Origin of the sequence: Nocardia colli, assembly GCF_008704205.1 — a bacterium.
In the GTDB taxonomy this organism is placed as follows: Bacteria; Actinomycetota; Actinomycetes; order Mycobacteriales; family Mycobacteriaceae; genus Nocardia; species Nocardia colli.
This window is the reverse complement of record NZ_VXLC01000021.1, coordinates 18,522-42,459: the sequence shown is the minus strand read 5'-3', so window position 1 is coordinate 42,459 and position 23,938 is coordinate 18,522. Positions and strand designations below refer to the sequence as shown.

28 protein-coding genes are annotated in these 23,938 nt (G+C 65.4%); 25 read left to right on the top strand and 3 right to left on the bottom strand.

Annotated features, from left to right (window positions below):
* The first annotated feature begins 472 nt into the window (after positions 1-472).
* Entirely contained in the window at positions 473-1,516 is a 1,044-nt protein-coding gene (locus F3087_RS34170; RefSeq protein WP_150406251.1) for a hypothetical protein, read from the top strand.
* A 238-nt stretch (positions 1,517-1,754) separates the two neighbouring features.
* Here the strand turns inward: F3087_RS34170 and F3087_RS34160 are convergent, their stop codons facing one another.
* The gene (locus F3087_RS34160; protein ID WP_150406249.1) at positions 1,755-2,144 is read right to left on the bottom strand and encodes a hypothetical protein; all 390 of its coding nucleotides are present in this window, start codon (positions 2,142-2,144) and stop codon (positions 1,755-1,757) included.
* 1,900 nt (positions 2,145-4,044) lie between these two features.
* On the opposite strand from F3087_RS34160, the gene F3087_RS34155 reads away from it, so the two are divergent.
* The 3 genes from F3087_RS34155 to F3087_RS34145 are packed head-to-tail and all read left to right on the top strand — an operon-like array spanning position 4,045 to position 6,344.
* Positions 4,045-5,142, top strand: coding sequence for a tyrosine-type recombinase/integrase (locus F3087_RS34155; RefSeq protein WP_191094283.1), 1,098 nt, complete (start codon positions 4,045-4,047; stop codon positions 5,140-5,142).
* On the top strand, positions 5,063-5,689 hold the full coding sequence (locus F3087_RS47545) for an HD domain-containing protein (protein WP_396897598.1): 627 nt from the start codon (positions 5,063-5,065) through the stop codon (positions 5,687-5,689). The genes F3087_RS34155 and F3087_RS47545 overlap by 80 nt, the downstream gene beginning before the upstream one ends.
* Positions 5,690-5,735: 46 nt before the next feature.
* Entirely contained in the window at positions 5,736-6,344 is a 609-nt protein-coding gene (locus F3087_RS34145; protein ID WP_150406246.1) for a hypothetical protein, read from the top strand.
* A 60-nt stretch (positions 6,345-6,404) separates the two neighbouring features.
* Here F3087_RS34145 and F3087_RS34140 read toward each other — a convergent pair whose 3' ends face one another.
* Positions 6,405-7,190 (bottom strand): glycosyltransferase family 2 protein, encoded by a 786-nt coding sequence (locus tag F3087_RS34140; protein ID WP_150406245.1) that lies wholly within the window; start codon positions 7,188-7,190, stop codon positions 6,405-6,407.
* A 2-nt stretch (positions 7,191-7,192) separates the two neighbouring features.
* On the bottom strand, positions 7,193-7,987 hold the full coding sequence (locus F3087_RS34135; protein WP_150406244.1) for a GntR family transcriptional regulator: 795 nt from the start codon (positions 7,985-7,987) through the stop codon (positions 7,193-7,195).
* A 162-nt stretch (positions 7,988-8,149) separates the two neighbouring features.
* On the opposite strand from F3087_RS34135, the gene F3087_RS34130 reads away from it, so the two are divergent.
* From F3087_RS34130 to F3087_RS34035, 21 genes are all read left to right on the top strand, one after another.
* Positions 8,150-8,362 (top strand): helix-turn-helix transcriptional regulator, encoded by a 213-nt coding sequence (locus tag F3087_RS34130; protein ID WP_150406243.1) that lies wholly within the window; start codon positions 8,150-8,152, stop codon positions 8,360-8,362.
* Between the two features lie 145 nt (positions 8,363-8,507).
* Positions 8,508-8,870 (top strand): hypothetical protein, encoded by a 363-nt coding sequence (locus F3087_RS34125; protein ID WP_150406242.1) that lies wholly within the window; start codon positions 8,508-8,510, stop codon positions 8,868-8,870.
* Positions 8,871-8,911: 41 nt separating this feature from the next.
* Positions 8,912-9,205, top strand: coding sequence for a hypothetical protein (locus tag F3087_RS34120; RefSeq protein WP_150406241.1), 294 nt, complete (start codon positions 8,912-8,914; stop codon positions 9,203-9,205).
* On the top strand, positions 9,202-9,510 hold the full coding sequence (locus F3087_RS34115) for a hypothetical protein (RefSeq protein WP_150406240.1): 309 nt from the start codon (positions 9,202-9,204) through the stop codon (positions 9,508-9,510). Before F3087_RS34120 ends, F3087_RS34115 begins: the two co-directional genes overlap by 4 nt.
* A complete protein-coding gene (locus tag F3087_RS34110; RefSeq protein WP_150406239.1) occupies positions 9,507-9,902 on the top strand; it encodes an RRQRL motif-containing zinc-binding protein in 396 nt (131 codons plus the stop codon). Before F3087_RS34115 ends, F3087_RS34110 begins: the two co-directional genes overlap by 4 nt.
* The gene (locus tag F3087_RS34105; protein WP_150406238.1) at positions 9,899-11,002 is read left to right on the top strand and encodes a hypothetical protein; all 1,104 of its coding nucleotides are present in this window, start codon (positions 9,899-9,901) and stop codon (positions 11,000-11,002) included. Before F3087_RS34110 ends, F3087_RS34105 begins: the two co-directional genes overlap by 4 nt.
* Positions 10,999-13,017 (top strand): type IV secretory system conjugative DNA transfer family protein, encoded by a 2,019-nt coding sequence (locus F3087_RS34100; RefSeq protein WP_150406237.1) that lies wholly within the window; start codon positions 10,999-11,001, stop codon positions 13,015-13,017. The genes F3087_RS34105 and F3087_RS34100 overlap by 4 nt, the downstream gene beginning before the upstream one ends.
* Positions 13,018-13,056: 39 nt before the next feature.
* A complete protein-coding gene (locus tag F3087_RS34095; RefSeq protein WP_150406236.1) occupies positions 13,057-13,686 on the top strand; it encodes a hypothetical protein in 630 nt (209 codons plus the stop codon).
* A gap of 17 nt (positions 13,687-13,703) precedes the next feature.
* Entirely contained in the window at positions 13,704-14,330 is a 627-nt protein-coding gene (locus F3087_RS34090; RefSeq protein ID WP_150406235.1) for a hypothetical protein, read from the top strand.
* 6 nt (positions 14,331-14,336) lie between these two features.
* The gene (locus F3087_RS34085) at positions 14,337-14,705 is read left to right on the top strand and encodes a hypothetical protein (protein ID WP_150406234.1); all 369 of its coding nucleotides are present in this window, start codon (positions 14,337-14,339) and stop codon (positions 14,703-14,705) included.
* A 35-nt stretch (positions 14,706-14,740) separates the two neighbouring features.
* The gene (locus F3087_RS46160) at positions 14,741-16,960 is read left to right on the top strand and encodes a hypothetical protein (RefSeq protein WP_191094282.1); all 2,220 of its coding nucleotides are present in this window, start codon (positions 14,741-14,743) and stop codon (positions 16,958-16,960) included.
* Position 16,961: 1 nt separating this feature from the next.
* Positions 16,962-17,405: a hypothetical protein gene (locus tag F3087_RS34080; protein ID WP_191094281.1), complete on the top strand. Its 444-nt coding sequence runs from the start codon at positions 16,962-16,964 to the stop codon at positions 17,403-17,405.
* Positions 17,402-17,755: a hypothetical protein gene (locus F3087_RS34075; protein WP_150406232.1), complete on the top strand. Its 354-nt coding sequence runs from the start codon at positions 17,402-17,404 to the stop codon at positions 17,753-17,755. Before F3087_RS34080 ends, F3087_RS34075 begins: the two co-directional genes overlap by 4 nt.
* 253 nt (positions 17,756-18,008) lie before the next feature.
* Complete coding sequence (locus F3087_RS34070; protein ID WP_191094280.1) at positions 18,009-18,581, top strand: hypothetical protein; 573 nt, start codon at positions 18,009-18,011, stop codon at positions 18,579-18,581.
* Position 18,582: 1 nt separating this feature from the next.
* Positions 18,583-18,990, top strand: a complete 408-nt coding sequence (locus F3087_RS34065) for a hypothetical protein (RefSeq protein WP_150406230.1) — start codon at positions 18,583-18,585, stop codon at positions 18,988-18,990.
* 1 nt (position 18,991) lies between these two features.
* Positions 18,992-19,462: a hypothetical protein gene (locus F3087_RS34060; protein ID WP_150406229.1), complete on the top strand. Its 471-nt coding sequence runs from the start codon at positions 18,992-18,994 to the stop codon at positions 19,460-19,462.
* A gap of 106 nt (positions 19,463-19,568) precedes the next feature.
* Positions 19,569-19,835, top strand: coding sequence for a hypothetical protein (locus F3087_RS34055; protein ID WP_150406228.1), 267 nt, complete (start codon positions 19,569-19,571; stop codon positions 19,833-19,835).
* A 2-nt stretch (positions 19,836-19,837) separates the two neighbouring features.
* Positions 19,838-20,872, top strand: a complete 1,035-nt coding sequence (locus F3087_RS34050; RefSeq protein WP_150406227.1) for a toprim domain-containing protein — start codon at positions 19,838-19,840, stop codon at positions 20,870-20,872.
* A 30-nt stretch (positions 20,873-20,902) separates the two neighbouring features.
* On the top strand, positions 20,903-21,226 hold the full coding sequence (locus F3087_RS34045; protein WP_150406226.1) for a hypothetical protein: 324 nt from the start codon (positions 20,903-20,905) through the stop codon (positions 21,224-21,226).
* 36 nt (positions 21,227-21,262) lie between these two features.
* Positions 21,263-22,411, top strand: a complete 1,149-nt coding sequence (locus F3087_RS46885; RefSeq protein ID WP_223885558.1) for a hypothetical protein — start codon at positions 21,263-21,265, stop codon at positions 22,409-22,411.
* Positions 22,408-23,244 (top strand): DUF5131 family protein, encoded by an 837-nt coding sequence (locus F3087_RS34035; protein WP_150406225.1) that lies wholly within the window; start codon positions 22,408-22,410, stop codon positions 23,242-23,244. Before F3087_RS46885 ends, F3087_RS34035 begins: the two co-directional genes overlap by 4 nt.
* Positions 23,245-23,938 lie beyond the last annotated feature (694 nt).

Here is a 23,938-nt window from a genome sequence, read left to right as displayed (position 1 = left end):
ACGAGTACTGGCCCGGGTTCGGATCACCACCACCCTGCTGCCGGGGTGGTCAGTCATTCAAAAGGTTGCCTGACAGCACTTCTCAACGCGGTGGTGTCGATTGCTCCCTATGGCGTCGACAACATCGGTTGAGAACGTCCTAGGCCGTTCGGGGCTCCAGATGTGTCTGCCGCTCGCGGCTCGGAATATGATCGACAGCACTTGGGATGACACAGTCAGAACATGTCTCGGTCTGCTCGGGCATCGCAACAACCGGGACGTGGTGCGATCGTCGTGGTGTCGTGGGCGCTTGTAGCTGTCGGTGTGCTCACCTATGATGGCTGTCGGCCGCGACGCGGGCCTGAATCGGAGCCGAACTTCCGCCCACACCGGATAAGGCATTGACGATCAAAGGGTCTCTGACTCGACTCACCGAACGACTCGCCATTTGGTGGGAAGGTGTGGGTCTCCCGCTGGAAAGTGACGAATCGTCATGACGAAAAACAAGGCACGTAAACGTGAAAATCGACGGCGTGCCGCAGCTTTGGGCATCTCTTATACGCGGGCCCATTTCACCAGGCCAGATTTTGCTGCGGCAGGTCGAAGGATGGCTCAGGTGCCACCGGATTTCAGAGTTCCCAGAGGAGTCAAACAAGCGCTCGTGAGGCTCCGTATCCAGTACACCGGTGAACCTCTGTCCGCTGCTAATGCCGGCACAGGACGGGACGGATCACTCGGTCTGGATATGTGTTCATCCAGACAACGCACGCTTCGGGCGATATTGGCACTCGGGCTGTTCAATCGTGGCTACCACGATGTAGCGCCTGCCGCTGACTGGGGATTGCACACGGTCCTTGCCTATTCGGTGACGATGTCGCCACAGCACAATCGCCTGGTCATCATTACGGACACCCCACACAATGTTGCGCAGTACTTCTTCGACGCTGGGCTCGGGTTCCGGTTGGAGGAGTATCCAGATAACGGGGTATACGTGTGCCAGCACTTGCCGACGGGCGCGCAGCTCGTCATCGCCATTGACGCATCGTGGAAACGTCGAGTATCTCGGGGGCGACCGATGGGCTATCAGGGCATCGACGTGCCGCTGAGTGAACACGAACGCCAGCGACTCGAATCGATCCCCGACATGTCCTCAGATGCGGAGAAGCTGCTCGCGGGTCTCACCTGCCGTGCCGACTCCAGAGACCCGGATTCGAAATGGGCTCTGGGAAATTGGTTCTATGACCCTCTCGAAACCCCATCCTCAGCGCGAGACCGCCTGGGCAGTTACGACAGAACTCTCTGGGGCGCATCAAACAGGTGGACCATCCGCCTGAAGGACTTGCCCCACATCGACGATATCGCTCAGTCACTTACTGCTAATCGAGTCGGGATACCTGGCGCGACGTGGCGCGACCTTGGCGACCATATTGTCGTAAGCCTAGGCCGCGCGACACTCGCCATCTACGGACCGCGTCGAACACCTGTGCCGTCGAGCTCCGCAGCCCAACCCATCGCTTCAGATCAAGGCGGTGCCTGATGAACTGGGAATCGGCATCGCTCCTGATACTCGCGGCATTCGGCTGCCTAACCCTCGCGCTTACGCAGATCGGTGAGGTTTTGGCGAAGCTGCCCCCGATCATTCGTGCGTGGCATGAGGTGCGGTTTGCGCTCCGGTCGAGCCCCTCCGAGGGGGAGAGCGAGCATCTGTCACCTGGTCCCGATTGATTCCTTGGAAAGTGTCGTCGCTGTGAGCAGGATGGTTCAGCGCTGCGGCATTAAGTCGGGGTGACTGGGTTTGGGCAGTGGGCGTTCCTCTCGATGTCGCGGCGGCGCACAGCGCGGAGGAGTTCGTTGTCAACGTCCGCGAGCCACGCCTCGTCGTCTTGGTAGGACAGTGTGGCGAAAACGATGAGGGGCAGGTTCAGGAGCCAGTTTTTTGTCAGCCTGCTGAACGACGGGAACCGGCCCTCATCCGGAGTGATCGCACGCAGGTCGAAGAGTGCTTTCCCGACGGTGGTGTGAACCACGGCCTGGATGATTACTCGGTTGAGGAAAGATGCTGTGAGCCAGGCGAGTACGGCGACTGCGCCGACCAATGGAACACGTCCGTTGCCCGCGACGACCACAGCGGCCGCTGCTCCGACCTGCAAGGACCAGTCGACCACGAGCGCGAGTGTTCGACGGAGTCTCCGCGTTGATGGGTAGCACGGATCATTCTTGGCGCCGTGCGGAACTGGCTTGAGAGCAGGCCCGACGGCGGACCATCTTTGACGAAAGGCGTCTTCGGGATACTGGTGAAACTCATTGGGGCGCCGCAGGTTTGCTGCTGCCGGCATCGGCTGGTCAGAGTTATCGGATGGGTATGCGGAGTTTGGCATCGTACATCCCTGACTTATCGGCGTATCGAGCGTCGCCGTCGTTCTGTCGGTGATCTCCGTTCATGCCGCCCCCGTCACGGGTCGAGCGACGACATCGTGCGCCTCTCGGCTCTCACGAACCCCAGAGTGGTAACCATCGCCAGAAGCATGTCCTGAAAGCGTGGGCCATCGTCGGTAGAGGTGTCAGCCATTGCAAGTTACGTCGTGAAGAGCTGAATGTGGACGTAGCGGGTTGTTGTGTCTCGTTCGTCGACAGTGACGGATCGGCTGACGTATTTTCCGCCTGGGCGCTGGATACGGTCCCCGGTCTCTAGGAGTGAGGGTGAGGTTTCTAACGGTGGTCCTGCGATGGTTCTCTCCGTGACTGCGAAAGTCTTGGTCAGCGGGGCTGCAAAGTTGGAGGCAGTAAGCAGTTGTGTGAGTCCTTGTTGATCAGTGCGTAGCGCGAGTTGGTACCGGGTGTCCAGTGCGCTGTCGGTGTGGGCAGCCAGAACGGTGACGTTGTCAGGGATGACGACTCCACCGAATTCGATAGCTTCCCTGGTGATGTCAGCAACCGACGTGGTCGAGGTTCCGGTTGGCCGTGAGTCGTTGCCCCGCTGGTCATTACCGCAGCCGGTGACACCGACAGTGACGGCAACAAGGCTGACCAGTCCTACTGCCCGGACTCTATCCATCGGGTGCCTCATCGGGTGGGATCGTTCCTTTCGCCGTCTCGCCGGACCAGCTGGTCCGCAACCAGTTCATCGCACCAGGCATGTTTGTGCCGTGACGAAATCGTTGATGCCGAGCACAACGATCCGCTGGCCGATCTCTTGCGCCCGTTCCTGATCCGCTACGAGAGGTGCCAGATAGTCGGCGGGCCTGATCCCGATAGCCGTAGTCCGTTGTACCGGGTTACACCAGTAGCCGTACCAGCCGGGGTCGCAGGTTGTCCGCCGACAGCTACCGTTGCCTGTGCGAGGGCGGCAGCATGCTGGTCACAATCAAGCTTGAAGCCTGCGAGCTTGGACGAACCGACCGCGGAATCGACCACTGAATCCCCCTCCGAGTGTTCGCATTCGACGCTAGCACGCCCCAAATGCGCTGTGGTGGTAGGAGACCCGGTCCAAACCGTCACGCCGCCCCCGAACGCTGCGTCAGTGCTCGCACTATGAGTGCTCGGGCAGTCGTTGTAGGCGGCGGGCGGCCTGTTCGGTGAAGACCCCGCAGCCGTCGGCACTCAGTCCCGACCACCGGGAGGGGCCGGGCCCGTTTCGGGTCTGGCGTGCGGGGGATGGGGTCCGGGGGGCGAAGCCCGCCGGGCGGGGCGTGGGGGTTGCACCCCCACAAACAGATGGAGCGAATCCCGCGAGCGCTTTCCGCGAGCAGGATTCGCCGATGAGCGAAGTGGGCGCAGAGGGGTTCGAACCCCCGACCGCTGGTGTGTAAAACCAGAACACTGCATCGGAGTCGGTCGCAGTTTCGACCAGCGACAGTTCCTGTGTTCATTTGTGCAGGCCAGGACTTTTCGAACAATTTCGATCCCGCCACCAGCCGACAGATCATGCCAGTTTGGGACACCTGTCTGCCCCACAATCTGCCCCACTTCCGCTGCTTGTCTGCCCCACGTACAGTTGCACCGTATCCAGCCTGGCCGGATCGACAACCAGGTGAGCGAGCGTGGGGGCAGGGAGGAGGGCGAGAAATGGGTTGGGCGGAGAAACTTCCTAGCGGGCGGTACCGCGGTGTCTACCGCGATGCGTTCGGAAAGAAGCGAAGTGCCGGGATCTTCACGAACAAGGACGTCGCCAAGCGAAAGGCCACCGCGAAGGAAGACGCGCAGCGGGAGAGCCCGACGCGTCCGGTTCCTGCGATGACCTGGAATGAGTGGCTTCCCAAGTGGAGGGCGCTGCGGGCCGTCGAGGAGGGTACGCAGAAGATCGACGACGGGCGGATTGGTAAGCACCTGACCCCACGATGGGGGCACGAGCTTCTGAAAGATATCGAGCAGCAGGACGTTCAGGAGTGGGTTGCGGATCTGCGCGGGGTTATGGCGCCGACCACTGTCGAGAAGTGCTACCACCTTCTCAGCGGTTCCTTGAAGGCTGCTCGCAAAGCGAAGCTGATCACCGACAATCCGTGCCATGACATCGATCTACCGAAGGCTGGTCCCTCCCCTGAGCGGTTCCTTGAGGACGACGAGTTCGTCGCTTTGCGTGAGCCGCTCGAAGAATTGGATCAGTTGATCGTCGACGTGCTGGTCGGGACCGGGATGAGGATGGGTGAGGCGCAGGGGCTGCACAAGGAGCATATCGACCTCAAGCGGAAGACGATTTCGATCGAGTGGGCATGGGACAAAGCAGTCCGGCGATTGAAGCCGCCGAAGGACCACGAGAAGCGGGTGATCCCGATCGGCGACTCGTTGACGAGGATTCTGGCAGTGGTCATCAAGCGGGACGGGCTTGGCGAACCTGCGCCGGTGCGGTATGTGGCCGGCCGGTCAGTGCGGAGTGGTTTGCTGCTCGCGCATGTCGACCATCGGCCCTTCGACGCTGATAACTTCGGCAAACGATTCCAGGCAGCGTCGCGGGTGGCGTGGGTGGGCGAGGATGACGAGAAGCGGCGGTTAGGAAAGGTGCGCCCTCACGATCTACGGCATACGTACGCGGGCCGGCTTGTGCGGGCCGGGGTGCCTATCCAGCAGGTTCAGAAGCTGCTAGGGCATGCGTCGCTCCGGACGACCCAGCGCTACGCGAGCCTGGCTGACAGCCAGTGGGAAAGTGTCCGTAGCGTGCTTGGTTAGTGCTCCGCCGGTTCGAGGCCGCACCAAGTTGCCTGCTCACTACACTCGCGACATGGAGTGTTTGGCGGCGTGGGCAGAAGACCTGGTGCGCACTCGACTCGCGTCATCCCTACCGCGTCGATGGGCGCACGTTCAAGGTGTCGCCCGGCGGGCCTGGTTGGCCGCTGGTGTGGTCGACAACGCGGACACGCTGGTTGCCGCGGCCTGGCTTCACGACATCGGGTACGCACCCGAATTGACCCGGACGGGCTTCGCTCCTGTTGACGGAGCCGAGTTCCTGCATGGCGAAGGTGTGTCCGATCGTCAGTGTGCGCTTGTCGCGAATCACTCATGTGCGTGTGTCGAAACGCGCCGGCGCGGTATTGAACTGAAGTGGGTTGACGAGAACACGACGGCGCAGGAGCGGATCCGTGAGGTTCGTTCAAGGTACGGGGACGAGCACGTCGTGTTCTTGTCGCTACAGGAGTCGGCACCAACGCTGCTCGCGGCAGTGTTGAGGACCGATGAACGACTGGCGAGGGGTGCGTCCAGGTCCGCTGTCTCGTGAAGATCATGCGTTGCCACTGGGTTACAGGACGAGAGCGAGGCCAATCATGGGATGGTTCTTCGACTTCTGGCATTGGTGGACGACCGCACGGGTCGCGTCGGCGGCCGCCGCGGCGGGCGGAGTGATGGCTGTCGTTACCGGCAGCACCGCTGTCCGCTCGCTACGACACAATCGTAAGGCCACCCATCGAGCCACTCGGCCAATGATGGTTGCGACGCTGAAACCTACGAGCGCAATGTCCGCTGGCCTGGAGATCGCGAATGTCGGCCAGTCGATAGCCCGGGTGGTCGAGGTGACCTTCGATCCTCCACTGCCTACGCACGAGCAAACGCCTGATGGAGAAAACAGCATCATTCCGCTCGTGCGTCGCCGCTTCTCGACACCCATCGACGCGTGGGCTCCGGGCTATATTGCACGGAGCGAATTTCTGGTCCTCGGCAATGAACAAGACGAGCAAGGCCGTCACATGAACATTGACGGCATCCCGCGCGAGACCGCGGTCCTATTTACCTACGTGGACGATGACGGGAATGCGTACACCGACCGAATGTCCCTTGACCCCACGCTGATTGAGGGAGAGACGTGGTCGGTGCAAAACCGCAGCAAAGGCGGCGACCACACAACCCTGCACGACGGGGCGCCCTGGCTGGGATGATGCGCACGAACGAAATGTGTGCAGTACATGCCGGCCGGGGACGCCCGACGAGGGCTGGCGTCAAGCTTGTGCAGCCGTCTCGGGATGACCAGTGCTCCAGCCGTTGGCGATCGCCATTTGTAGTGCATCGGCTCGTTCGTTGATGAGACTCATCCGAGCAGTCCATTCGCCTTCGTGATTGTGCTCTTGCTTGGCCGTTTCCTGGCCTGGCCACTTCCGATACAGAAGGCCGACCTCCTCGTTGAAGAAGCCCGTGGCCAGGAGGCTGGCGGCGATAATCATCCCCGTGTCGTCCGACCCAGGAATCCCCATCCAACCTCCTATAGCGACGACGAGGGAGCGACGAATGCACACGGTTGTCGGATGGACGGGAAGCCTGAAATTGTGACTGCGCCAATGGTCGAGCACCACGCCAGGAAGGAGCTTGCCGTGTGGCGGGTCATTATCGAACCCTACGGTCGTCCCGTCAGGCAACAGGTCCAGCAGACGCGATGTCGTCCACGCGATGTCGTCGCCGGACATGAGGGTCTCGATGTCTCGTATCAAGACGCCCGGCGTAAGGATGTCGTCGGCATCCAGATTCTTTATGAGTTCGCCCCTGGAGTTGGCGAGCGCGAGGTTTCTGGTAAGTGCGACGCCGCCACGCCGGCCAGTGTGAAACCGGATCCGATCGTCGGCTCTCCCCAGAATCGCTTGTGCGGCGCCGGTGTCTCCATCTTCTTGTAGGACCCACTCGAGCGACCAACCGTCGGGAAGCCTCTGCGCCAGGACTGACTCGCAGGCCGCCTTTAAATGATCCGGGTCCGGGTTGTAGACCGGTGTAATCACCGAAATTAGTCGGTCCATGTTTAGCTCCATCGGCTCAGCTTGGTGGTGTATACGAGTTCGCTTCGATCGCCGGGAAGGACAATGTCGGCAACCTCGACGACGCGGCCGGTCACATCGATCGAGGTCCTTCGGAGATCAAAGACTGCCACGCCCGTTGTCGGGATGCCCAACTCTTCGGCCTCGCTGCCGTTAGGCATGCGCGTGTGCACCTCCTCAGTGATACTCGCTAGCTCGATTCCGATTGTTGACAGTTGGTGCTGCGTGCCACCTGGCCATGGCTCGTTGTCGTCTTCGAGAAGATCGGGGTTGGCTTCGGCCACTTCGTAAACGAGGTATGAGCAGACCAAGCTGAAAGGCGAGTCCTCGGTGCGGTATTGGGTTCGATAGTTCCTCTGGAGGAGCTTTGTGCCGGCGGCTATAGCGAAAGCGTCCGCCAGGTCGTCGGTTGCCTCCGTAGTGGTGTAGTGGGCGCTGAATGCCAGATCCGGCATAGAGAGGCCGGTGTCGTATTCGGTTGCGCCGGTTGACCGGCGAACGGTCTCCGGCTCCCGCACACGATTCTTTTCCCACTGGTGCCGCTCGTCAGTGCGCCGGACCTTGATCCGAGGCGTTCGAACGTAGGTGCCGACGCCGTGCCTCGCTTCAATTAGGCCCTCATGGCGGAGAACAGCCAACGCCTGGCGAACGGTAGGCACGCTGACTCTGAACTCCTCAGTCAAAGCAGCTTCGCCAGGCACGCGATCGCCAGGGCTTAGCTCCCTCGACAAGATCCTCTGCCTGAGGTCGTCAGCGATTAGCTCGTACTTCGCGGGCATCGTGTCCTCTTCCTCGTCGGGGCGCCGAACTCATCTTAAGTCCTCCTTAGGTCTTGACTCTGCGCGGGTATGTCCTCATGATCTCTATATGTCAGTCCTATAGAGGACATGATGACACAAGGAGAGGTTCGACCTCCTTGACGCCATAGGGAAGGACTCCAGATGACACAGCGACACACAGTTCCGCTGCCTCAGCAGCTGATCACGATGCGTGAGGCGGCGCGCCAGCTCGGGCTGAGCGTTCGAACGCTGGAACGTCTCATCTCGACAGGCGACTTGAAGGCCTACAAGGTGGGCGCACGGTCGGTTCGAGTTGACCCGCAGGATCTGAGTGGCCTCGTGCGCCCGATCTTGGTTGCGGGCGGTGACGCGTGATGCGCGCCCGGACGTTTGGTGCGGCGATCGCGATGGTGGCGGTCGGGTACCTGGTACTGACTAACCCCGCGATTGTCGGGTTCACCGTGATGTTGGTTGGCGCGCTTGCGCTCTGGCGGTCGAGTCGCCGGTGGGGGGTTCGGCGATGAGCGTGAACGAGCCGCAGCATGATCCGGCGGATCTGCTGGACGAGCTGGATTCGATCTTGCGTGAGCAGGAGTTGCTGCGTCAGCGGACGTTGGCGTTGGCGGCCCGCTATCGGTCGCTGGAAGCTCACGCATCCCGGTTCGACAAGCCAGGCAAGTACGAAGGGCTGCCTGCGGAGTATGGGCACATCAATGTCGAGTACGCGGCGATCCGGCTGGTCGACTCCACCCGGGAGGTGTCGGGTGCGGTGACCTATCACCTGCTGCCAGCGCGGGAGCTCGCGGAGAAGGTCCGGGAGTATCCGCGGTCCGAACGTGAGCAGGTCGAGCAGCCTCGGGTTGATCGGGGGCGGTCGCGGTGAGCGGGGAGTGGCGAGATGCCCCGATCCAGCATGTGCAGCACGTGACCTACGTCGACCGCGGCCGGGGTCATACCCCGTTGCATTCGATGGCCGGCCCGGAGTTCACCGGTGCTGGTGCGGTATACGCGCCGATCGGCTTGTTGCCGCCGATGCTGCGGCTGGCCGCGTTCGGGTTGCTGCTGCTGATCGCGATGGGCGGGTGCACTGCGGCGTGGGTGGACTACCAGCAGTACACGCCGTCGCCGAAGATCTGCCGGTCGGTGAATGCTGGTGTGCCGATTGAGCGTCCGGGTTCGTGCGTACCGGCGTCGCAGCTGCCGGGGGTGGCGCGATGACCGCGCCGGCGGACGATCGGGACAGCTTGCTGGCGGAGTTCCGCCGGTTGGCGACGGTCGAGGATGTGCTGTCCGATATCGACGGTGCCGCGTGGGAGTCGATGGAGCGTAAGGACTTCGCTGACTCGACGGCGGAGATCGGCAAGCTTGACCAGATCCGATCCGCCCGCAGAGTTGTGCACGAGGAGACGAGTCGGGCACGCAACCGCTACCTCGATGCCTTTTACGGCAAGGACGGTGCCGACGAGCTCCGTGCTGCGGTGCAAACCGAGCTGCGGACTCGCGGAATCCGGCGGTCACGATGAGCAGATTCCTCGACCCCGACGGTGAACGGCACGGGTTGCCGACCTGGCCATGGGGTCTGGCGCCGCAGCATCTGCGGACCCGCCGCCAGCTCGCCCGCGAGGGACAGCGGCCCGGTGGCGAGTACGAGGCGCAGGTGCTGCGGGCGCGGGGCGGATCACGTGGCCCGTTGAAGGCGTACCTGTACGACGCGGATTCGGCTGTGCCGAAACGAGTTCCGACGGACGCGCAGCTGGAGGCGTTGCAGCTGGCGCGGTGGGAACGGTCGGCGACCGCGTGTGAACGCCGGGGGATCGATGCCGCCGATATGCGCGAGGTCATCGAGCAGGCGCGTGCCGATATCACCGCTCGCCGCTCAGTCAAGCGCGGTGTGGGAAGGGAGCGAAACCGATGAACCACAACACGAACAAGTCCGGGGTCCGATCTGATCGGCACCCGAATCTGGAGATCGAGTACTGCGATCAGATCGTGGCCGGCATGCGTGCGGCGGGGATGGGGTACCAGGAGATCGCCCGCACGCTGAATATTCGGGCTCGCCGGGTCGAGGCGACGCTGGGTGAGGTCGCCGCCTTACATGCGCGTCAGCTCAGTCAGAACGAGATCGCCCGCCGGGTCGGGCTGCCCCGCAGCACGGTGCAGGACCTGCTGCGCAACCCGAAGGAAGCTCGTTCGACGCCACGGAAAACCCTTGCCCTGGCCGGTATTTCGGAGATGCACGCGATGCAGCTCGACGTGCTCGGCTGGTTTCTGGGCATGGAACGTAACCACGTGTACAGCTTGGCCAAGCAGCTGCACAACGACGGCCTCATCCACGAACTCGCCGATGTGCAGGCGGGGGAGAAGTGGGTGGTCCCGACCCGGGTGACCGCGGCTCGCTATCTGGGATGGCGGCCCGCGGACTGGCATCCACCGTTGGCGTTGGCCGAGCACTACCGGGCGGTGGCCCAAGCGCGGGTGATGCTCGTCGGCTCCGACCGGGCGCTGTGGGTCTCGGAGCGGGTGTTGCGGCACCGGATCGGCAAGACCGCCGGCCCCAACGGCAAACGCACCACGGGGGAGCCGCCGGTGTCCTCGGGGCGTACGCCGCTGCTGGGTTACCCGCATGTGCACGACGGCCGGTTCCTCGGGGTGGTGGAAGGCCAGCACGGCTGGTGGGCCTTAGAGGTCGAGTTGTCCAAGAAGGACCCCGAGCACATGGATATCGCGTTGAAGGGCGCTATCCGTGCCGCCCGCGACGCGACGGAGGAATCCATGGTCGGGGTGCTGTATCTGTGCCGGACCCCGGCGGTGATCGACAACGTCAACGCGGCATCGGAACGGCTGCCGGACAACGAATTCGGTGAGCGGCTGGCGCTGGATCTGGTGATCCGCGACTTCGACCGCACGTGGGAGAAGTTCCTCACCCGTTACGGCGCGATGCGCGAGGCCGCCAAGGCGCGCAGTTCGAATCGCCGCCGCCGCACCCTCATTCACCTCTCTCAGGAAGCGTCATGAGCAGCCAGAACTGCAAACCTGTCCTCACTCCCGCCGACTGCGACCCGCTCGGCACCGCGACCGCGCCACCACCGCCGGCGCCGGTGACTGTCGAGCAGGCGCCGCCTCCGATCGAGGTGCATCCGGTCAAACCCCCGATCCAACAGCTCGACGGCATCGACCTGCCGGATCTGAGCGTCGCGGTCCATCACGCCGGTACCGCGGTGACAGCGGGGCTGGTGCTCATGGTCATGCTGGTTTTGATCGTGGCGGTGGCGACCTATTGGCCGCTCTCGGCGCACCGGCTGCGGAACTTCGCTATCGCCTCGCTGTTGCTGCCCGCCGCCTCGGTCGCGGCTGGTGGGTCGTGGACGACGCCGTTGTCGCTGTTGTGGTCCGGCGCCGAACGTGTCACCGACGGTGACTGGTCCGGGGTGCGGATGATGCTCGCGCTCGGTGCGCCGTTCGCGGCGGTGACCGCGACCTATGTGCGGGCGAAGTTCGTGCACAAGGTCCGCACGGTCGGGTTGAAGAACCTCGGCCGCACCGAACGCGTGAGTGAGGCGATGCTGGCGCGGCAGTTCGCCCGCGCCGCCAAAACCGCCCAGCACGGTGCCCCCTTCACTGTGGCCGAGGGTGTCGTGCTCGGTCCGTTGGCGAACCGGACGACTTCGGAGACGCCGGGGTTGTGGCGTGGGCTGACCGCGCGCCATGAGCAGTGGATGGTGATCCCGCACCGCCAGGCCCGCCGGCATTTGGCGGCGGTCGCGACCACCGGTGGCGGCAAGACCGAGCTGATCAAACGCTATTACGCCGGGATGCTCGACTACGAGTGGAGCGCCTGGCAGCGCTGGACGGATGTCCCCGGCATGCGGGGGCGGTACTCGCGCCCGCTTCAGGTGATCATCTCGTGCAAGGGCGGGCGCGATGATCTGGAACTCGGTCGCGAGATCCGGGAGATCGCCCTGCGCAAGGGAATCGAGCCGCATCGGATCGCGGTGGTGGTGCCCGGCGGGGACCGGCTCGAGCTGTGGGCCAACACCTCCGCCCGTGACCAGCGTGCCGCGGTCGGGGATCTGCTCAACGCCGGCGAGGCCACCACCAGCGAGGGCCAGCATTTCGACGAGATGCGCCGCCGCATCGTGTCGCTGGTGTGCGGGGCGCCGGTCGGGCCGCCGCAGTCCTCGACCGAATTCCTTGCCCGCCTGGACAAAGCCGTGTTGCTGGATGCGTGGGGTGGTGATCCGAGCGTCAAACGGATGCTCGACGCGATGCAGGAGGAGAAGGTTCCCCAGCTCGACGACGCGCTGATCAAGGCGTCGAACCTGTTCGAGCTGCTTCAGGACCAGTCCGGGCAGATGGTCTTCGACGGCGGCAAGGACCTCGACGACCTCGACGTGCTGTATGTGACCGTGCCCGGTTTGGACAAGGACGCCGCCCGCGCCCAGGTCGCCGCCATCTTGCGGATGGTGATGCAGCGCGCCGGCCGCACCGCCAAGGACCAGCGGCGCTCGGTGACGCTGGTTATCGACGAAATCTCCGCTCTCACAACCGCGAAGGGCACGATCGGGCTCACCGATGTGTGCGAACGAGGCCGCTCCCAGGGTGTGGCGCTGCTGTTCGCCGCCCAATCCCAGGAAGGCCTCGCCCCGGACGAGTGGTCGCTGAACCGGCTGCTCAAGGCGTGCGCGGGCGGGCTGATCCTGGGCTACAACGAGAACGCCGGCGACCTGTGCAAGCACGTCGGTTCCCTGCGCTCGATGCTGCCGTCGCGTCATCTGATCAAGGGGCAGCGCCACGGCGACGAGGGCCAGGTCTCGGTCGGGGAGAAATGGCTCGTCGACCCCGACGTGCTGCGCCAGCTCGACACCGGCGAATTCGTCTACGCCCGCGGCCGCCGCGCCGACTGGGGCCACGTCGTGCGAGTCGACCGTGACGAACTCACCCCGCTTCCCGGCACCCCCGCCGCAGCTGCGGCTCGCGGCCGTGAAGCCGCAGGCAAGCCGCTCATCTCTGGTGACACCGCCGTCGCCTGATCTGTCCATCCCGAAACCTGTTGAAAGGCAAACAATCTGATGCGCATCATCCGTGACAACAACCCTCACGACGACGAATCCGACGACGACCGGACACCGAACGAGCCGGGCTCTCCGGTCGAGTCGCGGGAGCCGAAGGCGATCGGTGACATCCTCGCCGCCGAGTTCGCCGACTACCTCGCCGACGTCGTCGCCAACGTCCCCGAACCAGTCGACCCCGACACTGTCCCCGCGCCACCGCGACCGGCGTTGCGGCTGGTCACCCCCGTCGCCGGCGGCCCTGACACCGGGGACTGGGACAAGCCGTTCACCGTCGAAAACGCTGTCGAGGCGGCGCGCACCGCGCGGCGCCGGGTCGTACGTGTCGCGGCCGGCGGCTCCGCTGTTGTGGTCACCGCCGGGGTGCTCGCGGGCTGGGGTGAACCGCTGATCGTGACCGGCCCACTCGCGGTCTACGGGACCGGCTGGCTGGCCTACCTGTGGTGGAACGCCGCCCTACGCCCCTCGATCGGCCAGGTCCTGAGCGCCCTGACCGGGGCGATCCGTAGCGCGTTCGCGGTCGTGCTCACCACCCTCGCCGGACTTGCCCACGGCCTGATCGACCGCGTCGATACCGCCCGCACCCGGCACGAGACCACCCGCACCTCACCCGCCGCGCCCTCGGCATAAGAGAAAGGTCAATCATCATGGAACCCAATATCATTCGCTCGGTCCTCCTCGGGATCGCTCTCGGTGCCGGCATGTTCGCTGCACTGTTCGTCTGGGGCGAGTACGACCCGTGGAACACCCTCGCCGGGCACCTGGCCAAGCGTCGGCTAACCCCGGGCGAGCGCGCCGAGCTGGAACGGCTGAACCTCGAACGCCGCGCCCGCGACACCCTGTACCACGCTTTGAGCGAGCAGGACCAGCGCGAGCGCGACGAGCATGCGGCCCTGGTCGCCGCAGGGTTCAACCCGGACCTGCTCAACACACCCGAACAGGTGCACAGCCCGCGCGATTTGGACCTCGCGGGGCTGGTCGCCGAGATCGAGCACGCCGAGCACTCCTACCGCCACGCCGACCACACACTGCTGTATCCGCATCGCGAAGCCCTGTTCCAGGAGTTCACCCGCCGCAACGGATGGCAAGCCCGCGCGAGGCTGTCGCGGACGGACCAGCTCCGACTCGATATCGCCTTCGACCGCGTCGTCACCACCCGCAACCAGCCCTTCGACGACGCCGATGCGCCGATCACCACGGCCTACGGCTCGTACCCACACCCGGGCTTCACCGGCCCCGACCCCGCCGGCCGCGGCACCGAGATCGAGGGATGAGCGGCGATGCCTGACCACAACGACGAATCCGTCCTGCCGATCCCGTCGGACCTGTACCTGGAGGTGGGAGAGGTCCAGGACCAGCTGGCCGAGCTTCAGAGCAAGCTGCTCGACCTCCAGCACCGCTACTACGAACTGAGCCGCGCGCCCCGATCCCTGGATGTCGACACCCTCGGCGAACCAATCAGTCCGCTTCATGCCGCCCAGCTCACGGAGAACTGGTTGTCCAGTGCCGACAGCAACCTGTGGCGCGCCAGTGAACAGCTCGCCCGAGCACGCGCCTACGCCGGCCGGTTGAAGCTCACCGACCACGCCTGCGAACAGCGCGAACACCAGCTGACGCAGCGCCGGCCACCGATCGACCGCACCCGATAGCCCTCAAATCCGTTACCTCCGAGAGGAATACAGACATGACTGACCGTAGTCCCGAAGACGAACTGATCGCCGAAGCGGTGAAGTTCGGCCGCTCGTTTCAGCACATGCTGCGCGCCCACGCCCAAGCCGCACACTGGCTGGAACGGCGCCGCATCCGCAAGCAGATCAGTCTCGCGTTGCGCGAGCAGCGCCGCGCCGAGCAGACCATGCGTGATCATCAACTGGGCTGGACTCAGCAGATGGTCGAGCGCTACCGCGTGCACGCCGCCACCGTCGCCGAGCGTGCGGAGAACCCGAACATCGATCACGCACGTCGGCACCGTGATTCACAGATTCTGGCCGAGCATTCGGACTACCTCCGCTCGAAGATCCTCGACAATTCCCGGTTGACGCTCACCGAGCGGGGCATCGCTCTGGACGGGCTCGACGCGGCCACGGTGTTCCCGCACCTGAAGACCGGCCGGTTGTTCGACCGCGCCCACAAGGTGAAAGGCATTGATGCCCTGCACTATCGGGCGCTGGTCGCCCGGGAGAAGACCGGCCAGGTGCATCGTGGCCGCGAGATCGCACCCGACCAAGACCAGGGCCGCGTGGTGCCGCGGGTACGCCGGCCCGAGCGGTTCGCCGCACAGCTGACGTGGTCGGATCCGCGGGGCTGGGTGTGGAGCGAGTTCGGCTCGGCCAGAACTGAAGACGGCGCCGCGCAGTGGGTCCACGACAACATCGCACGCTCGGACTGGACCTCGGGCACGACCGTCGAGCTGAACATCACCGACACCCACGACCAGAGCGTGTCGCCCTACCGCGACTACGGCGAACCCCGCGAGGTCACGGGAAACCTGCTCGCCTACACCGACGCTCGGGACCGGAGCATCAGCCGTGACGCCGCCGCGGTGACCGCGCAGGACCGACGGTTCACGACCATCGTGCGCTATCACGCACCGGGTGATCTCGACGCCGATCAGATCTCGGTGCTGCGCGGGTTTCACGACGACCGGGAAACCTCTGCACGCTGGGTGCACGACACCGTGGGGTCCCTCGACATCGAGCCCCGCACGAGGGTGACTGCGACGTTGTGGGACAAGGACGCCGTCCAGCCCAGCCACGTCGCCGCCGGTACACCCAGCGATGTCATCGAGGACATCCGTCAACGCTGGTACCGCTACGCCGCGCAGATCAGCTACACCCCCCAGGGCGGGGACCGGGCGGTGCACGAAACCCGCGGCCACCCCAGCGAGGCCGAATGCGCGGACTGGACCCGCGCTCAGCTCGACGCGATCCGGCCCGCACCGGGAACCCTCGTGCAGGTCGGCATCTACGACGGCGACCGCGGCGACCACGATCCGGTATTCCGTACCGAGGGCCCGATCGGGATGGTGAGCGACGAGATCGACGCGCTGCGCGCACAGCACGCACACCGCAATCGTGGAGAGCAGACGCGCCCGGCCGAGTCGTCGGCCGCCGCCGGCGTCGACAACTCCAGGATCGCGCAGATCGAACGCCAGCTCACCGACATGGCCGCCGATCGGGACCGGCTCGCCTCCCGGGTCGAAATTCTTCAGCGCGGCTTGGATGCGGTCACCGCCGACCGTGACGAGGTCAAACGGTGCCTGGGAAGCGCCGATGCCCGGATCGAGGAGTTGAAGAACCGGAACCTGCGCCTGGCCAACGAGATCGACGAGCTCCGTGAGCGCCCCACGGTGGAACAGGTCGCCGCGGAACGTGACCGGTACAAAGGCGAACGCGATGAGGCGGTCGCCAAGTTGGTGCGGTCGACTCCCGAGCCGGACCGTTACGGCAGCCGTTCGCGTAGCTCCAACGGCAGCGAGCATCCCAGCGGTGATCGCCCAGCGACCCCGAACCGCGAGGACAGCGACGCGGATCGGTTTCGCGACGCCCGCGCGTCCCATGAGGAGGCGCGACGCGATTTCGACAACCTCGTGCGCCAGAACATGACCGACGCTCTCACCGACCGTTACTCGGAGGTAATCCGCCGTCAGGTTCAGGCGATCGAGGATCGAGGCCGCCCGATCGGGGCACCCCAGGCCGCCGAATTCGTGCGCTGGTGGGCCAACGGTGGCGCCGAGGAGTACTGGGCCGAAAAACGCTCCCGCGATCAGTCTCAGCCTGAACCCGCCGACCAGCGCGAGAACACCCAGCCCTGGCGAGCCGAAGACCTCGACACCCCACGCCAGCGCATCACCCAGCCGGAACGCAACGGCAAGCGCCGCAACGGGATCGAACGGAGCCGGTGACATGGAACACGAACACGAAGACGCCATGCGCACCGACTTCGCCGAACTTGTCCGGCTGCGCGATGAAGTTGTTCACGCCGAGGTATCGGATTGCCCCGACACCGAGGTGGAGGCTCTCGACGACCAGCGACACACCCTCGACCAGCGCTGGACGAACGGGCCGCACTCCGAAGCGTGGCAACACTTGTGCGCCGCTTACACCAATTGGGAGCAAGACCCCGAGGGAGTGCGCCGGTTCCTGGCGTGGACCGAGCACTACCGCGAGATCGGCTACGAGCAGCTCACCGCGGTCGAGCGGCGCAACATCGAGCAGGCCCGTGAGCTGTCGGGCAACACCTTCCACGTCGACTACGAACGCAACGCACCGGATGCAGCCCGGTTCACCCCGGAAGTGCCGGTACCGGCGTTCGGCCCAGCTCGTCGGCGCATCGAGCGGGGGCGGTGAGGATGCACCGCGAGCACGAGGAAGCGATGCGTGAGGCGTTCACCGAACTCGATCGCCTCACCAACATGGCGTATCGGCCCCAGGCCAGTGAAGCCGATATCAACCGGCTCTACACCGAGGGCGCTGCGATCGATCAGGGCTGGCATTACGGCCCGCATCAGCAGGAATGGGAGTTCCTGAAATCGGTTCGCAGCCAATGGGAATGCGAACCCGACAGTGTGCGCCACGCGCTGCGGCATTCCCTCGGTGCATCAGGTGGCGGGTTGGACGCGGTGCAGCGGCGCAGCATCGAACAAGCCCGCATCCTGTCCTGCCAGGCAGTGCGTCCCGAGATCGAGCGGGGCCGGTGACACGATGGGAACCCAATCCGGGCACGGGAATTCCGCTGCTAAGGCCTGCGGCCGATGCGATCGGGTCAAACCGCCATTGCGACGCGGTTTGTGCGGGGCGTGTTACGAACGGACGCGAGAGCGCAACAAGGCCTACGGCCGATGGGACCCGGACCGAGCCCCCGCTGAACCCGTACGCGAGCACGTCGCCCGGCTGAGCGAGGCCGGCCTGAGTCACCGTCGGCTCGTCGAGCTCGCCGGTCTGCATCGATCGGTGCTGGGTCACCTGCTGCGCGGCGGTACGGAATCGCCACCGCAGCAGTGGGTTTCCCACGCCACCGCCGAGCGGATCTTGGCGGTGCCGGTGCCGGAATCAGTGGTCGAGGTCGCCGCCGACGGTGCTCCGGTGCCGTTGGTAGGCGCGCAGCGCCGGTTGCGGGCGTTGGTTGCCGATGGCTGGCCGCAAGCTCGGTTGGCTCACGAACTCGGCATGCGTCCCAGCAACATGGGGCCGCTCATGCACGGCGACCGGCCGATCACCGCGGGCCGGTATCGCGACGTGGTCGAGCTCTTCGCGCGGATGCAACTCACACCAGGACCGTCCCAGCGTGCCCGTGATTACGGGCGCGCACACCGTTGGGCGCGGTCGTGGCAGTGGGACGAAGACACCATCGACGACCCGAATGCCAGTCCGCAGCGCTATTACCACGACCGCAAGAAGACGCCACGCCCCGAACTGGGCTGGGCAGTGCAGGCCCTCACAGCTGCACCTTCGCACACCCACGACGGCTACGCCGTCACCGAACTCGCGGTGCCCGTGCGCCGCCGGATCGAAAGGACCCGCTGAGATGAATCCCGAGCACGAAGAAGCTATGCGGCGAGACTTCGCCCGGTTCGCCGAGCTCAGTGCCGCCGCCGACCGCGCCCGTGCCGGAGTGGAGCGGCCCCGGATCCTGCGCGCACGTAACGCGATCGGTCAGCGGTGGGAGGACGGGCCGCACGCCGATCAGTGGCGATACCTCGAGATGGCGCACTGGCAGTGGGCGAACAACCCTGCTGCGCTGGCGCGCAGCCTCGACCGACTCGACCGCGGCGAGCCTGCCTGGTTCGAGCGTGGCCTGACCGACGTGCAGCACCGCAGCCTCGTCCAAGTCCACGACGCCATCACGACCACACCAATCCGGGACCGCCGCACACCCGCCGCCGTCACAGCGGTCGAGCAGGCGCGCCCGCACCGGATCGAAAGGACCCACTGACATGGACCACAACACCGAGCAGCACTCGCCGAGCGACGCCGAAATCGACGCGGCGGCACGCGAACTCAGGGCAGCAATCGCGATCAAGACTTCGGAGCTGGCCGATGGTCTCCTTCACCGTCCGCAGTGGGGAAGCACCGAATGGGAACGGGAGTGGAGCCAGCGCGACACTCCGGAAGGGCAGGCGCGCTCGGCGCAGTGGCATGTGACGAAGATCCGTATCGAGCGTGCCGCCGATGTCGACCCGCTCGGCAACGTGATCAACGCCCGCGTTTTCGGTGCCGGCTGGGATCAGATCGGTGCCGCGTACGGGATCAGTGCTACCGAAGCGGAGTCTCGCTGGGATCAACAGGCCACCGGCTACGCCGACTACCTCGAAACGATCCCCGTGCAGGCGAACCCGCAACCGGTGCAACAGAATCCGGCGCCGGTTCAGGATCGGCCGCGTCCTCGGATCGAGCGGAGTCGCTGACATGGAACGCGAACACGAAGAAGCCATGCGGCGAGACTTCGCGCGATTCGATCGTCTGAGTGCCGCTGCCGCCCACGCCCGCGGAGGAGACGAACAGTCTCGGATTGTGTGCGCGCGCAATGAGATCAGTCAACTGTGGAAGTCCGGTCCGCACGCCGAGCACTGGCACTACCTCGACGCCGCCCACGACGATTGGCAGCGCCGCCCCGAGACCATGGACCGGTTCCTGGACGGCGTCGACGAGGACCGCGCGGTCGGCTACTTCGTCGGCGTGACCGAGGTCGAGTACCGCAGCCAGCTCCAGGCCCGCGACCTCACCGCGGCGGAACGTGATCGCAGGCAGGAACGACCGCCGCAGCAGCGAGCGCGGTAGCCATGGCGCAGCACCAGCCCGCCGGGCCGTCCTATCACCTGATCACCACCGCGTTGAAACGCACGATGGGCCCTGGACACGGCACCCATGATCCGACTCGGTGGACGAACTATTTGTGTCCTGTCCATGAGGGCGACGGCCGCCCGCACACCCCGAGCCTGGGCGTGCGGTATGACCCGGAGCAGGGCAAGACGATCGTGCGCTGCTGGGCCACCTGCGACGACGAGAAAGTCCTCGCACGACTGCCACATCCGACCGAGAACCGGCAGCTGGGCGTGCGGGACATGTTCGACCGGCTGCCCGAACGCCGCCGCGAACCTGGCGCGTCCGGTGCCGGTGGTGGTCAGGGTCCGCGACGGGCGGGGGTGGTGTCGCCAGTGGAGCAGGCGATCCTGGCCGCACGGTTACCGATCCTGAGCAAACCCGACCTGGGTGTGCAGACCGGGGTTCCGGAGAAGGTCGATGCCTACCTCTACCGGTGGCCCGACGGGCACGTCGAGGGCGCGGTGATCCGGGTACACACCCCGCACGAGCACGGCACGAAGAAGTCGTTCTATCAACGGCGTTGGACCGGAACCCAGTGGGAGGACGCCGGTTTCGCGCCGATCCCGTTCCAGCTCTCCGATATCCGTGAAGGCCTCGACACCGGTCGCGAGATCTACGTGTGCGAGGGCGAAAAGGATGTGCAGCGCGCGAACCGGGCCGGACTGATAGCGACCTGCAACGTCGGCGGCGCCGGGTCCTGGACTCCGGAGCATGCGCGTTGGCTGGCCGGTGCCGGCCGGGTGGTTGTGGTCGCCGACCGTGACCGTCCCGGTTACCGGCACGCCGCCAAGGTCGCCGACACCTTGGCCGGGCGGGTGGGGGAGGTGCGGGTGATGCAAGCCCGCGGCGGCAAAGACCTCTCCGACCACCTCGACGCCGGATACGAGGTGTCCGAACTCGACCCCGTCCCCTACCTCGACCGGCCGCATCCCCCGCAGCAGGACAGATTTCGCGACCCGGCCATGAGCCGGGCGCGGACTCGTGGCCGCTAAATCCACCAGAACCGAAGGGACACAACCACCATGACCTCCCCCAACTCCGCCGCGATCTATCAGCGGGCCAGCGAGCTGTGTCGCGCGATGGTCGCCGCGACCACGGTTGCGAACAACCCGGAACTGGCCTACCCGGACACGACAGCACCCACCGACCTGGCGCGCCGGGAGGTCTCCGCGGAGATCACCTATTACGAATTCCTCGCCGCGCACCGGACCGTGCTGGGCGCCCGCCCGGAGTTCCGCGTCGAGTACGGCGTGCTCGATGACCTCGCGGCCGAAAACATCACCATCACCGACCTGTTCACCGGCACCGGTGATCCCGAAGACCGTGACCGGCGCCGCACCCGTTGACCGGGGACGGTCCGAATCGAAAGGAGCTTCGACATCATGACAACGAATCTGCTCGACGACCAGTCGACCCGTCGGCCGATGAAGGCGTGGCCGGTGCTGCTGCTGGCGCTGCCGGCGTTCGTGGCGATCTGGTCCGGCTGGGTGGGGTTGGGGGAGCTGACCGGGTTCGGTCCGGTCCGGCCGCTGCCCGGTATCGCCGACGCGTTCACCCTCAATACCGCGATCACGTTGCCGATCGGGATGGAGACCTACGCCTCCTACGCACTGTATGTGTGGCTGGGCCACCGGATCCGTGCCGCGGGGACCCGCCGGTATGCGAAATGGTCCGCGTTCGGCAGTCTGGCCCTCGGCGCGGTCGGACAGATCGCCTATCACCTCATGCAGTCCGCGGGAGTCCGGACCGCGCCCTGGCCGGTGACCGTGCTCGTGGCGTGCCTGCCCGTCGCCGTGCTCGGCATGGGCGCCGCGCTGGCCCACATGATCCTGCGCGAGCAACACCACCCGGCACCCACCGGCGAAGACGCACCAGCAACCGCAGGAGGTGTTGCACACCAGGCGCATCCGGACCAGAACGAGCACGAGGCACCCGCCCCGCGCACCCCCGACACTGCACCGCCGAATGCACCAGCCGCGAGCGGCAGCACACCCGGTGGTGCATCGCGCACCACCGGTGCACCACTGCGTCGACCGGGGCCGGTGCGCACGCACCGGCGTGTTGCACGCACACCCCGACACGGCCACTCGACCCGATCCATCAGCCCACGCGCACACCGAACCGAACTGGCCATCGCGCCAGCTCACAACCCGTCGACACCAGCACCGGAGCCCGTCGGAGCGAAGACCGAGCAGCCACTACCGGCCGATCGTGACGCCCTGATCCACGAACTCAGCGGCAGGGGCATGTCGTCGCGGCAGATCGCTCCGCTCATCGGCGTCGCGCACACCACGATCACCCGCGTACTGAACCAGTCCAAGACTGCACCGGCGGATGCACCACCCGCGAGCCGTGTGCTGGCCGATGCACCACCCGCACCGGCGCCGGTGCACACCGCGTCTCGGCATCCCGGGCTCCAGGTCGTCCACGCACCAGACGACGAGCCGATCGACGTGATCGACGCCGAACTGGTAGAGGACACCGAACCCTCGGACATCGAGCAGCAGACCGGTCGGAGTCGCGTGCGATGACCGGGATCGAGTGGACCGAGACAACCTGGAACCCGGTCACCGGCTGCGACCGGATCAGCGCGGGCTGCGATCACTGCTACGCGCTATCGATGGCGAAACGGCTGAAAGCCATGGGCGCCGCCAAATACCAGGCAGACGGCGACCCCCGCACCTCCGGGCCCGGGTTCGGGGTGACGATTCACCCAGCGGCACTCGACATTCCGGCACGCTGGCGCAGCCCACGGCTGGTGTTCGTGAACTCGATGTCGGACCTGTTCCATGCCCGTGTCCCGGAGTCGTTCGTCCGGGAGGTGTTCGCGGTGATCGCTTCGACGCCGCAGCACACCTACCAGATATTGACCAAGCGACCGCTGCGGATGCGGCGAATGACGGAGCGGGACTTGGTGTTTCCGCCGAACCTGTGGGTCGGTGTGTCGGTCGAGGACCAGGCCAGCACCGCGCGGATCACCCACTTGCGGGCCGTTCCCGCCGCGGTGCGGTTCCTGTCGTGCGAGCCACTGCTGGGACCGGTCGACCTCGACCTGCATTTGTTCCCGGACAGATGCCCTGAGGGGTGCGGATGCCGACGTCCCGATGACGCTGACCGCAACGAATGTGGCTGCGGCGGTCGGTGTTCGAGCTGGCGACCCGATCCGGCCGTGGATTGGGTGATCGCCGGCGGCGAGTCCGGCTCCGGCGCCCGCGCAATGCACCCGGACTGGGTGCGCGACCTGCGCGACCAATGCGTCGACGCCGGCGTGCCGTTCTTCTTCAAACAGTGGGGCGGACGAACACCCAAACAGCACGGCCGCACCCTCGACGGACAGATCTGGAACCAAATGCCCACCACCTGATCCCGACCCGCCGACCCGAATCCAGGCCCGCCAGGCACCCGCCAGGCGGGCCTTTTCGTGTGCTCAGACGCCCACTCCTGCCGGGACTCGGACGGGACAATGACGGGACTTGGACGGGACAATGACGGGAAAACCAAGTCCCGTCCAAGTCCCGGCAGGTAGACGCTCAAACTACGTTTGAGCTGGGTGTTTCGCGCCGCCCTCTGTCCCTGCCCGGCTGACACTCTCTATGGCTTCGCTGTTCATAGAGAGTGTCAGCCGGGCAGGGACAGAGGACAACACAAAACACAAAGAACAAGAGATCAAAAGACAAGGGAGACAAGAGAAGGACCAAAAGAGGAAAAGAGACCACAAAGGAGGGGGTTGGGAGCGGGGTCAGGTTGGGAGCGGACGTTACGTCTAGAGCTGCGCCACCAGAGGTGGCGTGTTCGCGGCCAAGGCGCGCTCAGTGCGGGGGCGAGCAGGGTGCGAACGTAGCGGTCAAGAGCACGCGAGTTCGCAGGGACGAGGCTCCCGGCGAGGCGGCCGCACCTTTGTGAAGGCGTCGCGGATGGGACCACAAAACCAGGGTGGGGCCCAGTTGATGCGCATGCGTCAAGTAATTCAGATGGAGGCCATGTGATGCATATGCATCACATCGTTGTAGCGGGATCGCACTGGTCCGACCGCCGAAACATGCTGCTAATCAAGGGTT